13 protein-coding genes are annotated in these 13,586 nt (G+C 65.4%); 12 read left to right on the top strand and 1 reads right to left on the bottom strand.

The window, feature by feature from the left end; genetic code table 11:
• The first annotated feature begins 75 nt into the window (after positions 1–75).
• The 12 genes from ACFWU5_RS20795 to ACFWU5_RS20740 all read left to right on the top strand — a co-directional run bounded on the left by ACFWU5_RS20795 (position 76) and on the right by ACFWU5_RS20740 (position 12,925).
• The gene (locus ACFWU5_RS20795) at positions 76–1,641 is read left to right on the top strand and encodes a hypothetical protein (protein ID WP_379245507.1); all 1,566 of its coding nucleotides are present in this window, start codon (positions 76–78) and stop codon (positions 1,639–1,641) included.
• Positions 1,642–1,647: 6 nt separating this feature from the next.
• Positions 1,648–2,784 (top strand): C40 family peptidase, encoded by a 1,137-nt coding sequence (locus ACFWU5_RS20790; protein WP_379245505.1) that lies wholly within the window; start codon positions 1,648–1,650, stop codon positions 2,782–2,784.
• A 56-nt stretch (positions 2,785–2,840) separates the two neighbouring features.
• Positions 2,841–3,668: a hypothetical protein gene (locus ACFWU5_RS20785; protein ID WP_379245503.1), complete on the top strand. Its 828-nt coding sequence runs from the start codon at positions 2,841–2,843 to the stop codon at positions 3,666–3,668.
• A gap of 23 nt (positions 3,669–3,691) precedes the next feature.
• Positions 3,692–4,357 carry a hypothetical protein gene (locus ACFWU5_RS20780; RefSeq protein ID WP_379245501.1) on the top strand — a complete coding sequence of 222 codons (666 nt, stop codon included), beginning with the start codon at positions 3,692–3,694 and terminating at the stop codon, positions 4,355–4,357.
• Positions 4,354–4,884 carry a hypothetical protein gene (locus ACFWU5_RS20775; protein WP_379245499.1) on the top strand — a complete coding sequence of 177 codons (531 nt, stop codon included), beginning with the start codon at positions 4,354–4,356 and terminating at the stop codon, positions 4,882–4,884. Before ACFWU5_RS20780 ends, ACFWU5_RS20775 begins: the two co-directional genes overlap by 4 nt.
• Positions 4,885–5,021: 137 nt before the next feature.
• Positions 5,022–5,906, top strand: coding sequence for a hypothetical protein (locus ACFWU5_RS20770; protein WP_379245497.1), 885 nt, complete (start codon positions 5,022–5,024; stop codon positions 5,904–5,906).
• 102 nt (positions 5,907–6,008) lie between these two features.
• Complete coding sequence (locus tag ACFWU5_RS20765) at positions 6,009–6,947, top strand: hypothetical protein (protein WP_379245495.1); 939 nt, start codon at positions 6,009–6,011, stop codon at positions 6,945–6,947.
• 3 nt (positions 6,948–6,950) lie between these two features.
• Positions 6,951–7,907: a hypothetical protein gene (locus tag ACFWU5_RS20760; RefSeq protein WP_379245493.1), complete on the top strand. Its 957-nt coding sequence runs from the start codon at positions 6,951–6,953 to the stop codon at positions 7,905–7,907.
• A gap of 202 nt (positions 7,908–8,109) precedes the next feature.
• Positions 8,110–9,342 (top strand): hypothetical protein, encoded by a 1,233-nt coding sequence (locus ACFWU5_RS20755; protein WP_379245491.1) that lies wholly within the window; start codon positions 8,110–8,112, stop codon positions 9,340–9,342.
• A 57-nt stretch (positions 9,343–9,399) separates the two neighbouring features.
• The gene (locus tag ACFWU5_RS20750; RefSeq protein ID WP_379245489.1) at positions 9,400–11,229 is read left to right on the top strand and encodes a type IV secretory system conjugative DNA transfer family protein; all 1,830 of its coding nucleotides are present in this window, start codon (positions 9,400–9,402) and stop codon (positions 11,227–11,229) included.
• Positions 11,226–12,065, top strand: a complete 840-nt coding sequence (locus ACFWU5_RS20745) for a DUF4913 domain-containing protein (protein ID WP_379245487.1) — start codon at positions 11,226–11,228, stop codon at positions 12,063–12,065. Before ACFWU5_RS20750 ends, ACFWU5_RS20745 begins: the two co-directional genes overlap by 4 nt.
• A complete protein-coding gene (locus ACFWU5_RS20740) occupies positions 12,062–12,925 on the top strand; it encodes a hypothetical protein (protein WP_379268312.1) in 864 nt (287 codons plus the stop codon). The genes ACFWU5_RS20745 and ACFWU5_RS20740 overlap by 4 nt, the downstream gene beginning before the upstream one ends.
• Before the next feature lie 45 nt (positions 12,926–12,970).
• On the opposite strand, the gene ACFWU5_RS20735 is transcribed toward ACFWU5_RS20740, so the two are convergent.
• Positions 12,971–13,135, bottom strand: coding sequence for a hypothetical protein (locus ACFWU5_RS20735; RefSeq protein WP_379245483.1), 165 nt, complete (start codon positions 13,133–13,135; stop codon positions 12,971–12,973).
• Positions 13,136–13,586 lie beyond the last annotated feature (451 nt).

Genomic DNA, 13,586 nt, shown 5'->3' with positions numbered 1-13,586 from the left:
CTTCTGACCGGTGCGCGCAGGGCGCAGATGGAAGAGACCGCTGGCCTCGGTGGGTTCCGGGGTTGGCGTGCTCGGATGACGTTGTCCAGCGATGACCATCGCCGCGCGACCGCATCACGGCGCCGGGACGCAACCGTCGGTGACGGGTTCGACCTGACCGCGCCGGCCTTTACCGACCGTGGTTATGCGGGGCCCGGTGGTGGTCGCGCGTCGGTGGTGCCTCGTACCCCGGAGTGGCGGGCGACCACGGTTCAGGTCGCGGGGTTGTGGCCGTTCTGCGTTGGTGCGACCGCGCCCACGGTCGGTGTGCCAGTCGGCAGTCATTACATCACCGGTGCACCAGTGCATTTCGATCCGATGAGCTGGTTTCTGCGCGGTTTCATCACCGCACCGATCGCGTTTGTGCTGGCACTCAACGGGTTCGGAAAATCCTCGCTGATCCGACGGATCGTGACCGGGGCAGTCGCGGCGGGGGAGACCGTGCTGTGCATGGGCGATACCAAGCCCGACTACCGCGACCTCATCGAGCACCTCGGTGGTCAGATCGTCGATGTCGGGTACGGGCACGGCACCATCAACCCCCTCGACGTCGGCGCGCTGGGTGCGGTGATCGAGCGTCTGCCCGATGCAGATCAGCGTCGTCAGGTCGTGGCCAGGGTCGAGGCCGGCCAGATCAATATCGTCGCGGGCTTGATCGAGCTCGTGCGCGGGGCGCGGGTCGCCGACTACGAGGAAGTGTTGCTCGCGGCGGGGTTGCGTGAGCTCTACAGTCCCGCTGGCGGATTCACCCATGAGCGGCCGCCGTTGCTGGAGGATCTGCTGGCGGTGATCTCTCAAGGGTCCGACCGATTGCGAGAATTCGCCGAGGAAGACGACGAGACCTCCTACCGTGCCGCGACCAAAGCGTTGCGTCGCTCGATGCGCGCATTGGTGGAAGGACCGTTCGGGGCGATCTTCAACGGACCCACCAGCACGCGCCTGGATCTGGCCAGTCCTGCGATTTGCGTCGACATCTCCCGCATCCCCGAAGGCGACACCAAACTACTGGCCGCGGTATTGATGACCTGTTGGTCGGATGGATTCGGTGCCGTGGCCGCCGCGCACGCTCTCGCCGACGCCGGTCTCGAGCCGGCGCGCACATTCGAGGTCGTGATGGACGAGATCTGGCGGGTCCTGGGCGTCGGTGAGTTCATGGTCGACCGTGTCGATGCCCTCACTCGACTCAATCGCGGCCTGGGTACGGGTTTGATCATGTGCTCGCACACCATCAAGGATCTTGCCGCGTTCGATTCTCCTGCTGCACAAGCCAAAGCGCTCGGGTTCTTCGAGCGCGCCAGGGCGAAGATCATCGGTCCGGTCGGCCCGGAAGAAGCCAGCCGGATCGGCGCGGTCGCCGGGATGACCAACACAGAGAGACTCCTTGTGACGTCGTGGGCGGCGCCGCGTCCACCCAGCGACGACGACCTCGACCCCGCCCGGCGTGAAATCCCGCCGGGTACAGGGTGTTTCCTGCTCAAGACTGGTGAAGCCGAAGAGCCCGGAATCCCCTTCAGGATGGTTTTCACCCCCACTGAACGTGCCGCGGATGTTCACAACACCAATCGGCGGTTCGAAAGTCTGAACACCGGTGCGGGCGAGTGATACGCGATGGATGCCGGAACACGTACCGCAGCAGCCTTGATGCTGGTGACCCCGGTCGGGATGCTGATGTTGCTGCTGTTGCTCGTCGTTGGCGCAGGCTCGAACAGAGCGTCGTGTGCGTCGGGGGTGGGGTCCGCGCATGCCGCCGGGGTCGAGGGTGCACCGGGGTCGAGTGTGGCGGGGTTGTCGGAGTCGCAGTTGTTGTTGGCGCGCAACGGGGTCGCGATCGGGATCCAGCGGGGGATGCCCGAGTCGGTGATCGTGTCCGAACTGGCGGCCCAAGCCACCGAGACCTCGCTGCGGAATCTGGCCAACTCCACTGTGCCGGAGTCGTTGCGCTACGCCAACGACGGCGTCGGTAGCAATCACGATTCCGTCGGACCGCATCAGTTGCGATACAGCATTTGGGGATCGGTCGGCATCGCCACGTTGATGGACCCGATCTATCAGATCAACTGGTTCTACGACCAAGCCGAGAAGATCCCAGGCTCGGAATCCATCCCACCGGCGGAGCTCGCCCAGCTGATCGAGGTCTCCGAGCCCAACGCCTACGCCGAACAGCTGGACTTGGCACGGACGTTGTACGCCGAATTCGCTGACATCGACCCGAATTCCCTGTCTGTTGGCGCGAACGGTGCAGCGGGCTGCGGTGGCAGCAACTCGAACGTCCCGCTGACCGCCGCGGAGGCCAGCGAGTTCGGGCGCGCGGTGATCGCGCACGCGCAGCGGTGGATCGGCACCGACTACGTGTGGGGCGGCGGCGACGCCGAGGGACCCACCAACGGGGGTTTCGATTGCAGCGGTCTGACGTTGTACGCGGTGTATCAGGCCTCCGGCGGTGGTATCCGGCTCCCGCACTACACCCAAGCCCAACAGGATGATTCGCGTGCGCAGGTGGTTGCCTTCGCCGACCGCGCTCCTGGGGATCTGATCTTTTTCACCGCACCGGGTGACGCTGATTCTCATCACGTCGGGGTGTTCTACGGGCGTGACGAGCAAGGCCGTGACCTTTTACTACATGCTCCGCAGACGGGGCAGACGGTCACGATCACCCCGCTCAGCGCGTGGGACGGCGAGCAGATGAACGTCCGCCGCTTCGGCGCCACCGGCAACTCCGACAGTGCTGGGGGAGGTCGCACGTGACCGCATTGCAGGAAAACAACAGCTCTAGTCCAGGTCAGGTGTTGGTTCACCGGCGGATGACGGCAGCGATTCAGAACGTCACCGCCGACCTCACTGTCCTGGCCAGGCAGCGGCCTGACGGGTTCCCGCAGTGGCGTGCGACCGTGCGTGATCTGTCGCTCGCCGGTCGGGTGCTGCACGAGCAGGCGGTCGCGATCGGCGTACCGCAGACCTGGATCGAACACGCACGCCACGCTGGACGCCTCGGACAGAAGAGCACCGCAGAAGCCCCACTACCGCCATCGACCGAAGTGCCACGGATTGCGCTGGTCGCCCAGCTACGCCACCAAGTCGACACGCTCTACACCCTCGCCGCGATCGGAGCAGTCCGCCGAGGCCAGGGGCACGTGCACAGAGCCAGCGTCGAGCGTCTGCGCGAGCATGTGACGGCGCAGTGGCTGCGCGTGGCAATGGTCGCTACCGCCCTCGATGTCACCGAGAACGAAGTAGAGGGCTGGTGGGCCACCGATTCGTCGACGTGGCAGCCACGATTGGCACTGTTGCAGGCCCAGGTCGAGCCCGAGCGGGGTCGACAGTGGCGTGCCTTCACCCAACCGGGCGCCGTGCGCGAAGCACGCTGCCGGGTCGAGGCGATGCGTGTGGTCGGCATCAACGTCGACGACGGCTCACCGCATCAGCTGCCACCCACCCGGAATCTACTCGAGGCAACTGCCGAAAACGTGTGGCAAAGCCAGCACGCGGTCGAAACCGCCGCAGGGGCGCGGATCGGGGCCGCGATCGTTGCCACCGGAATCGACGATGCCCCGCACTTCGGTCTCGACGATCCACACGACCTGCCACCACCGAGTCTGTCGCAGGTACTGCACGCCGAATCCGAGCCGTGAATCACCCACCCAGGAGAATCTCGATGACAGCCAACCCACCCCTATCCGGTGCTTCCGCACCGATCACGCCCGAGGACATGGTCCGCGACCACACCGCTGAACTGTTGAACCTCACCTCCACAGCCGAATTCGACAGGCTCGCTATCGAATACGGGTTCGCCACCGGCCACCTGAAAGATCGTTTCGTAATTGCACTGCTCGCCGTCGGCATCGACTACGAAGGCTTGGCACGCATCGAGAACGCCCGCACCGCCGACGATGGCCACCTTGCTCGGCAAGCAGCAACCGGCCCGAAAATGATGGTGTGGTCTGCCGCGACAATGCAGGCCTTCACTGTCTGCGCCGCGAACGGTCGGCTGATCTGGCACGAACCTTTCGCTGATATCGACGAGGTTGTGGATGGCGTTGCGGCCGCGACAGTCTCGGCGGAGAAGGCGATCGAGCTCGCTGGTCACGCCGTCCGTGAATGGGGTGGCGATGCCGGGGTGTTGCGATTGAACCTGGCCCGCAGCCGGGGTGTGGATCTTGCCCGCTTGCATGGCTTCGCCAGCTCGCGTGGCCTAGTGCTCGGTGTGGCGACTGTCGCGGTGCACAACCCGGCTGCCGAACAATGCACTCACCCCGATCCAGTGGTGTGGTACACCACTGACCTGCACGAACTTTGGCAGCGACCGGAAACTTCGTCATGAAGCGTGTCGTTGTCGCCACCGTGTTTGCTGCGCTGGTCGCCGCCACAGCGGGATGCAGCACGGATCCCGAGCGTGTGATCGAACCGGGCTGCGGTGCAGATCCGTTTCCGCCGCCGTATGCCGAGGTTTCGCCGTGTTCGGCACCCGAAGTCCTGCACGCTGCGGTGACGACGCTGTATCAGCTGGATCCGATCGCGGGATTGGATGCCCGGTCGATGTTCGAAGCAGCCGAGCCTCTGATGCGAGCAGCGTTCGCTGCCGATGCTCGTGTCGCAGTATCGATGTGGGCACCGATCACTACCGTGCAGTGGCAGGACTGGGTCGCCCGCAGGGTCCCGCTGCGCACCGATGTTCGCGTCACCGACGATGACCATCCGCCCGACACCGCGACCTCGTCGAGCCGGGTGCTGTCGGTCCGCCTCACCCCGGCAGACCACACGCCGATCGTTTTCGCGGTGTACGCGCGATCGACCCGCCTGTCGGCTGAACGTGCGTGGCTGCTCGCCGATGTCCAGGTCCTGCTGTGAATGGGGATCCGGTCGAGGAAAGCGGCCAAGCGGTCCGGCAAGGGTTCGTGCAGGCGTTGCAGACCGCGCATACCACCAGTGCACTGTTGCGTAGTCGAGGTGGCGAATCGCGGTCCAGCGCCGAGTCCGAACAGCGTTTGGCGCTGGCCGCGGCGAAGGACCGACGCTCCGACATCGAACACCGGCTCCGCGTTGCCCAGAGCATTGTCGCCGCTGGTGGGCAACAGCAACTGACTGCCGCACGGATGCAGGAGATCGGTTCCCGTGTCGAGCGTGCCGGTGAGATTCGCGAGATCGAGGTTCGGCACAAAGAAGGCCAGATCATCCGGGCCGATACTGATTTGGCGCGGCGTGAGTCAGCCGCCGAGCTCGAACGAACACACAGCACTGACACCCACAAACACCGGATCGACGGCTACACCAATCGCGAGACACGCGCGGCCGAGCTCCACGCCCTCGACCTCGAGTACAAGCAGCTCCTGATCGACATCCGCCGTCGCGCGGCCGGATTCACTGAAACCCTGCATCACGACGATGAGGACACCGGCCGTGGCATGGCCGCGGCAGCGCAATTCGCCGCCGCGGACGCGTCTCGAGGTCTGTCGCCGGACCTGCAGGCCGAGGCCGACGCCTACCGCGAACGGTTCACCGCCGACACGGGCATGAACCCCGAAGATGTTTTCGACGCCGGAGAGTCGGCCACTGTAACGGACAGCTGGTCGAACGGGCTCGACGACGTCGCCGGCCTCGCTGAAGGGCTGACCGCGGCCGCGCACCTGCGCTATGAGTTCGGTTTCGGCATAGACGATCTCGATCACCCAACCGATCTCGACGATGCCGTCATCGACGCCGAGGTCGTCGACACTGGTGAGCTGATCGAGACCGCCGTCTCGGCGACCGCGGTGCATGACATCGACACCGCCGCAACTGATCCTGGCCTCGCTGATGGCGGCACCGTTCCGGCGGGGTTCGCGCCGAGTCGGGAGAACGGGATCGATCCAGGTGCGGACTGGGGTCGCTGAGATGTTCGCCCCATCCCGGCGCGGGCGCAACTGCTCGGGGCTGTGTAGATCGTCGCCTTCGACTCGAAATCACTTTCTATTGAACAGAATTGGAGTATCTCGATGAACTCACCTCTGTCTGGAGCTGAGGAGTTGTCGTCGTGGCAATTGCGTCTGCTCGAACGAATTCAGAACATCAGTGTCGAGCACACGCGCGTGGTGATTGCAGGGCATCCCCGGTGGTCGGCAACCACCGGGACCGGTGACATGGCTGTCCAGACCTGGCGAACCCATCTGCGTGCGTTGGAAGGCGACCGTGCCGAGATCGCGTTGCACGCAGCGGCGGTGGGTGTCCCGCAACGGTGGATCGACCATGCCCGCGAATTCGGTGCGCGCGGGGTTCGGTGGGGCGAGGATCAGGCCTCGGACCAGGTCCTGATGTTACGAACCCCTGAGGAGACCACCCGCGCTCAGTGGATCGAAGGTATCGCCGCGGATGTGTGGCAGCTCGAGCACATGGCCTTGGTTCGTGCCGAACATCTCCATCGTGTCCAGGAATCGCGACTGCCCGACGAGGAGCCTGCCCTGAGCCAGCTCGAGACCAACATGGCTGCCCTGTGGACCCGAGCGATCACGACCGCCGCTTCGGTGCACCTCACCGACCTAGAACGTGCGCAACTGTGGGAACGTGATTCCGCCGGGTGGCAGCAGCTGGCCGTGCTGACCGCCGCGTCCTACACCGACGCGCAACTTCACGAGCGATGGCGAGTTTTCGCCTGGCCGGGCATCGAACGCCAAGCGAACCAGGTCGCCGAAAACCTTGTCCTGGAACCGGGTCTGGCGGTCGGACCGCCCGACCCGATCGCCATGGTCCAGCGCGCGGAAACCGCGCTCGACATGGTCAACATCGACCAACGCGTTCAGCCGCGTCATGAGCACACGATGGCCGCCGCGGTCGACGCGGCGTTACCTGATGATCCCGAAACAGTCTGGGAGCTCGAACGAAGCGGGCCGGGGCCGGCGCCTGCGTATCGGGGTCGTGATCTCGGCATGGGGCTATGAGCGATGACCAGCAGTGAACCACCGCAGAGCGTGGTGCAGTGGCAAGGCTCCCAGCTGCGGCGCATCCAACATTTGGCCGCTGAATACCGTCGCCTGGAACAGGCAGGCCCGCAGGTTTTCGAGGACGGGATATCCGGTGACCGCAACACCGTGTGGCGGCAACGGTTGGACCAGCTCGAGATCCAACGAGAGCAGGCCGAGGACGCGGCGCTGCTGTCGGGAGTCGACCCGGGCTGGGTCGCGGATGCCCGCGAACTGGGCCGTCGTGCCAGCCGCGGGCCGGAACTGGCCGTCGTGCGTCAACATCCAGGCAACGCCACCGGTGTGCAGGAGTTCTATGTGGACATGCTCGAGGTCGATCTGTGGCATCTGGAGCGGATGGCCAGTCTCGAGGCCGCGCGCCGCGACCGCATCGACTCCGGGCGATGGAGTTTCGGTGCTGACCCGATCTCCTCGCGCCACTTCGGGCAGAACATGGCTGCCCGCCACCACCGTGCCAGTGTGCTCGCCGCCGCCGCACAATTGAGTCCTTCGGAAGGTGAAAACCTGTGGGGTAGCGCGGTAGAGGGCATCCGTCGGGTGCACGCGGTCGCGATCGAAGCAGCCGACGAGCTGTCGGTGGTGGCCGAGTGGAACGCCTACGCACGCTCAGATCCTGGGCTGCGGGTGCCGCCGTACGTGCCCTCCGATCCCTTCAGCGGTGCACCGACGGACGCGGCGATCGTGGTGCCTCGCTCACCGCAGCAGATGATCGCTGACGCGACGTCGGCGTTGCGGGCGCAGTTCGCGGACTCGATGTACTCCCACACCGAGCCTGATCTGGCCGCAGAGAGCACCGCGATCACCCGGGTCGTCGACGCGGCGCTGCCCTCCGGCAACGACCTGGCGTGGGAGCCAGAAACTGACCCGGTGACCATGCGCATCACCGGGTTCGAAGTCGACCGCACACCTGATCTGTAAAACCCGCGAAAAACCGTGTCTTATCGGCGCTTTCGGCTAGGGGGACTGGACCGAAGCGACCGAACCCGCCACCGCTGGGATCTCGACACACCCCTCACCCTGGGTGTGATGGCTTCGCTCTGCGAGGACCCCCGATGCCCATCCCTGTCCTTCTCCCCATCCCCGCACCGCGCACCCACATCTCGTCGACCAGCCAGTCGCGATGAGCTGGGTAACCCGGGGAACCAGCTGCACCAACCCCGACTACTACCGCGACGCCGCCGACCACACCGAAGCCCGGCTACGCGCCGATTTCGCAATGTACTACCAGCTGCGACAGGTCGCCCCGCAAGCCGAAACACCGTCGCGCACTGTCGAACTCACAGCCAACGCTTACGACATCGCGCGCCGATGGGAACACGGCGCTTCCAACGAACACCGCCAACTGTGGCAACAACTCGACGCTGCGGTGCAGTCCTGGAACAGCAATCCAGAATCAGCACGGGTCAGCTTCGGTCGCCTCCAACGATCGATCACCGCAGGTGAGGCGAACCTCGACTCGAATCACGTGCGCACCCTGTACCAAGCCGCGGAACTGACCGGCCACACCGAACCGGTCACCACCGACTCGACCCAAGACGGTGCCCGCTGGCGACCACGGCACCTGAGCGTGGTCCCCGACCTCGGTCCGACAAGCCCGCGATCAGGCAGCGCCGCTGATCGCGCGCTGGGCGGCCGATCGGCTGAACTGCTGCCCACCGACAAGATAGACGCGCTCATCGCCGCCACCGACGAGCTCCTCGACGCCCAAGAGCGGGCTGGGGACCTCGACACCGGAGCCGATGAACTCACCGCACTGATCCCCGCCAGCCAGCGGACCGCACCGATCACCCACGACTACTCCACCGATTTCGCCCACCACAAAGCCCAGATCGCCGCATTGCGCCGCTTCCAAGACCTGACCGCCGAACACCTGCGGCTGGCAGGGGAATTCGACGGGACCACCGAGGGCGGGCAGTCGCTGATCGCCCGCATGGAAACACTGATCGACGCCGCCCGCCACGCCCGCGACCACGCCGTCGCCCTCGGCATTCCCGGCGAGGAGATCACCGCCGCCTACCACGCCGGACTCGAGGGCACCTGGTGGTCACAACAACCAGGTGCCCCTCGACTCGGCCAACTGGATCAGGTCATCACCGCCCGCGATACGGCGCTCGCCGAGATCCAGGCAATGCGAACCGTGCTCGGCGCAGACCAAGCCCCTGTCAGCGGGCTCGCTGTGGCCGCGGGCGCTGAAACGACCTACAGCCCGGCCGATCCGGCCGGCGCGGTGATCTCCGGCGCCGTGGACGCTGCCCTACCCGAACTCGACCTCGACGCGCAGTGGGCCACGCCCGCGATCACCGGCGTCATCGACGCCCCACGCCACCAACCCGCCGTCGACCCTCAGTTCTGAAAGGGCACGTGAATCATGTTCTCCACCAGGCAAACTCGCCGCCGCACGAAGTCCGGCATGGGAGAGGAGGCCGGCCTGCTCGTCATCCTGCTGATCTGTCTCGCCGTGGTTGTCCTGTTATGGGCCGCGTTGAAACTGGGCAGCTGGTGTGCCGGACAACCGACATCGTGGAACCCGTTTCTCGCACTGCTTTCGGTGCTCGCCGGTGATCAACGGTGGCCATGGCAGTCCACCCCGATCGCCTTCGCGCTCTCTGCCGTCGCAGCCGCGTTGGCGGGGTGGGGTTTTCGACGGTGGGGCAGTCGTCGCGAGATCGACGCGGCCGCACGAACCATGCAGCGGCCCAACAGGATCCGCATTGCCCGCGCCGCAGATAACATCGCCGACAACGTTCGGTTGCTCAGAGACGCACCCGCGCGCGTGCGGACCAATCCTGGACCGTTGCTGGGGCGCACCGTAATCGGTGACATTGCCCTGCACGTGCCCGCCGAACTCGGCGTCACCGCCACCGCCGGTCAACGAACCGGCAAAACAGTCGCCTGGGCTATCCCCGCAGTGTTGTCTGCCTGGGGCCCATGCCTGGCGACCAGCAACAAACCAGATCTGTACCGGCACACCGTGTACGGCCGTGAACAGGCCGGACGGATCTGGCTCTCGGACCTGCAAGCGGTGACCGGGACCGTGCAGTGCGGGTTCTGGGTCAACTACTTCACCCAGGTCACCGGCTTGCCCGCCGCCCGCAAGCTCGCCGGGTTCTTCATCTCCGGCGCCGCGGGGTCGGCCAGCGATATTGCGAACGCCAAAACCGACTCCTACTTCGACGGTGGTGCGCAGGAATTGCTCTCGCTCTACATCTTCGCCGCCGCAAGCACTGGCGGGGACCTACACCATGTCGCGGAATGGTTAGGCCGCGACCAAGACCCCACCCCAGCACTGATTCTGCGCCACCACGGCCACGGCCGCCCCGCGGCCCGCATTGTCGAATGCCAAGGCCTCTACAGCCGCCAACGCGACGGACTCTTCGATATGGCCCGACGATTTCTCAACGTGCTCTCCGACGCCGGCTACGCCCAGATGATCACGCCGCCCACCCGAAAAGTGCTGCGCGCCCGAGAAGTTGGTGCCAGTGACGTCGCGGGACGAAACGGAGTGGTCGTCGAGGTAACCGAGCTTGGTCCGACCCACGATCTGCCCGAGTTCGAACCCGCACGGTTCGTGACCTCCAACGACACCCTCTATGCCCTGTCGATGGCCGGGCCTGACAGTGCCACAGCCCTGACCGCGGCTTTGGTCGGGCAGGTCCTCGAAGCCGCGCTGACCGCGGCCAGAGCGCGCCCCGACGGACGTCTGAAGATTCCCTTGCTGGGTGTGCTGGACGAGGCCGCCAACTGTGCCAGGATCTCGGAACTGCCCTCCTACTACACCTACGCCGCAGGCTGCGGAATCATCTTGATGACCATCCTCCAGGTCCTCGAACAAGGCGAAACCCTGTGGGGCGTAGCTGGTTTGAAAACGATGCGCGCCCAATCGATCGAGGTGTACGGCGGATCCATCGCCGCGACCGACTACCTCGAGCACTGGTCAGCGATGACCGGCCTGCACGACGTCGCCGACCGGTCCCGCAGCTACGGACCAGGCGGAATCCAACGAACCCTGTCCTGGCGTCCCGAACCGATCCTCGACGTCGCCACCCTCGCCGCGCTACCCAAAGACCGCGCCATCGTCCGTTTACCCGGGCACGGACCAGTCGTGGTCCGCAAAATCCCCTGGACCGACACCGCATACGCCTCACTGGTCTACGCGTCGATGGCCCGGTTCGGGAACGGGCCGATATCCCTGGATAAACGCGCCGATCCGAAACCTGGTGTGGGGGAGTGGCAGTCGTGAGCACCGCGAGCGCGGCTCCTGCGGCAAAGGTGCTGAAACCGCCGCAGTTCCGCCATTTCACCGAATTCGCCGAATCCTGGATGCTGCCAACGGTCAGCGTTCGACTAGCGGAAGCGAACCGGGAAAACACCTTCACCTGGTGCACCCAGTGGTGGGCCCACCGCGCCGTCGCTGTGCGTATTGCGCACCTACACAGCGCTTTCGAGGCGATGCGCCGAGCCAAAACCGGATCCAGCCTCAACACCTTCCTGCTCACCCACCTCGACCCACACGTCAACCTCATCCTCGACGCAGCCAACGGCCCGCTGCACCGCTGCACCCGCACCCACCACCAGGCCACACCCTCACTCTCGTTCGACCCGGTCCCGCCAGCCTGGTTCGGCAACAAACCACCCGCCCAAGACAATCCGCCCAAGAAGTTCGCCCACTACACCGAGTTCGTCGAACAATGGCTGCTGCCGGCCACATCGGTGAAGATCGCCGCGAACCACCGGGAAGGCCAGTCCACGTGGTGTCGACAGTGGTGGCGCCACCAAGCCGTCGCCGTCCGATTCGCCGCGCTACATGCCTGCTTCGAAGCAGCGGTCAAAGCAGACGACAAAATGGCGATGAGCGCCCTGTTCGTGCGCCACATCGACCCGCAACTGCGCTACATCCTCGACGCAGCCAACGGCCCACTACATCGGTGCATACCCGACCAACACACCGACACAACAGGTCTGGCCTGGGCGAGAGTCCCAGTCAACTGGTTCGGGCCGCCGGGCACCACGATCCCGACCGAGCACCTCGGCTTCGGCCCTGACTTCCGCAGCCTCGCCCCGGAAGTCGGGTCATGAGCGCCGCCACCGCGAGCCAGGCGAAAGTGCTCAAGGCTCTGCAGAACGGGGCGGCGGCCGTGCAGGTGATGCTCGAGCGTGAACGTACCTCGGGGTTGGAACGATCGGTCCGGCAACTGCGCCAGTTCCAGGATCGTGGACTGGCCCACGCAGAACTCGCCACCGCGGCCCACGCCGGGGGAGTCCCGGCAGAATGGATTGCACAGGCCCACGAACGTGGCACCCGCGGGATCCGGTGGCGGGCGGGGATGTTCCTGCGCACTGCAGCACCGGTTGACCGCGAACAGCTACTGACCGCGCTCGACACCGATGTGGCTCGACTCGCGTCGTGGACAGTACTCCACGCGGCCCGTGGCGGCAGCGGCGGCGAGGTCGGCACCACGACGACGGTCGCGCGCAACCTGCGGGCACTGTGGACTCGGACATGCGTGGTCGCGGCACTTCTGGACGTGACCGCCGGTGAATCCCAAACCCGGTGGGCCAAGTCGGTAGAGGCTGCTGCAGACGCTATCACTCGGCAGGGATTGTTCGGTGAACAGATCACAGAACAATGGCGCGCGATTGTCCATGTCGATATGACCCGCTACCGGATCCAGGCGACCGCGCTGGGCGAAGCCGGGATCGACACCGACCCCTCCATCGGGCCGCCCCGGCCTGACACCGCGATTGCGGCGATGCGTGCTGAGGGTGTTGGCCCCATCGACCACATTTCCCATCACGATGTGCCCACATCAGGCGCCCAGATCGCTGAAGCTGTCGAGGTTGCAATGCGGCAGACCGGGGACCTTGACCAAGACCCGCTCATGCAACCGCCGACGTTCAGCGATCCTCCAATACGTTATCCCGGGGCCGAGCTGTGACCAGCCCGAACAAAACCGCCGCAGCACGTTACCGGTCTCTCCTAGCTACTCGTGCAGCAGTCCGAACTCCGCGCTCTCCCCTGGTCGAAGACCAAGGTCGAGCGTGTCCATCGCCCGGTTCAGGGACCCTTTGGCGTTGGCGACAGCGTTCGCGTTGATGCCGTCGCGGCGCGGAATACATTTGCCGCGCGCCGAAAGCGACGGGACCATGAAATGTGGTTCGTGCGATGCTTGTCCCGGTGGGAGGGAAGGCACGGAGCTACCGCAGGGAATCAGCCCCGCGCATAAGAGGGTCCGGCGAATCGGAGAGCCCCGCGCGCACTCCGATGATCTCAGCTGATCCCGCGATCTCGCTGTTAGTCACCCGTACGCCGTCACCAGTCGAAGCAACATCGGAGATTTTCAACGCCCCCGCCGCCAACCCGTTGACGTCGACGCCGATCACGAGGTGTGGATCGTGCTCGCGGATCGCCTTCAGTACGGCGACCGCTGCCTGACCAAGCTCGGCATCGCCTGCGAGCCAGCGACTTCCAGGTCTTCTGCCAACGATGTTTGCTTTGACTCTGACTCCGGCCTCCGCTCTAGCCTCGACCGGTCATGGAAATAGGGTCTGACCTGCACCAGAAATGGCGAAAGGTGCTCTGACCTGCGATAATTCTTC

The sequence above is a fragment of the Nocardia sp. NPDC058640 genome, assembly GCF_042716995.1.
In the GTDB taxonomy this organism is placed as follows: Bacteria; Actinomycetota; Actinomycetes; order Mycobacteriales; family Mycobacteriaceae; genus Nocardia.
Note: the sequence above shows the minus strand (reverse complement) of the source record. Positions and strands in the feature narration are given on the sequence as shown.

Excerpts from the sequence above, each read along its gene's own strand:
- ACFWU5_RS20795 (WP_379245507.1), top strand. The coding sequence starts at position 76 with ATGACGTTGTCCAGCGATGACCATCGCCGCGCGACCGCATCACGGCGC.
- ACFWU5_RS20790 (WP_379245505.1), top strand. The coding sequence starts at position 1,648 with ATGGATGCCGGAACACGTACCGCAGCAGCCTTGATGCTGGTGACCCCG.
- ACFWU5_RS20785 (WP_379245503.1), top strand. The coding sequence starts at position 2,841 with ATGACGGCAGCGATTCAGAACGTCACCGCCGACCTCACTGTCCTGGCC.
- ACFWU5_RS20780 (WP_379245501.1), top strand. The coding sequence starts at position 3,692 with ATGACAGCCAACCCACCCCTATCCGGTGCTTCCGCACCGATCACGCCC.
- ACFWU5_RS20775 (WP_379245499.1), top strand. The coding sequence starts at position 4,354 with ATGAAGCGTGTCGTTGTCGCCACCGTGTTTGCTGCGCTGGTCGCCGCC.
- ACFWU5_RS20765 (WP_379245495.1), top strand. The coding sequence starts at position 6,009 with ATGAACTCACCTCTGTCTGGAGCTGAGGAGTTGTCGTCGTGGCAATTG.
- ACFWU5_RS20760 (WP_379245493.1), top strand. The coding sequence starts at position 6,951 with ATGACCAGCAGTGAACCACCGCAGAGCGTGGTGCAGTGGCAAGGCTCC.
- ACFWU5_RS20755 (WP_379245491.1), top strand. The coding sequence starts at position 8,110 with ATGAGCTGGGTAACCCGGGGAACCAGCTGCACCAACCCCGACTACTAC.
- ACFWU5_RS20750 (WP_379245489.1), top strand. The coding sequence starts at position 9,400 with ATGGGAGAGGAGGCCGGCCTGCTCGTCATCCTGCTGATCTGTCTCGCC.
- ACFWU5_RS20740 (WP_379268312.1), top strand. The coding sequence starts at position 12,062 with ATGAGCGCCGCCACCGCGAGCCAGGCGAAAGTGCTCAAGGCTCTGCAG.
- ACFWU5_RS20735 (WP_379245483.1), bottom strand. The coding sequence starts at position 13,135 with ATGGTCCCGTCGCTTTCGGCGCGCGGCAAATGTATTCCGCGCCGCGAC.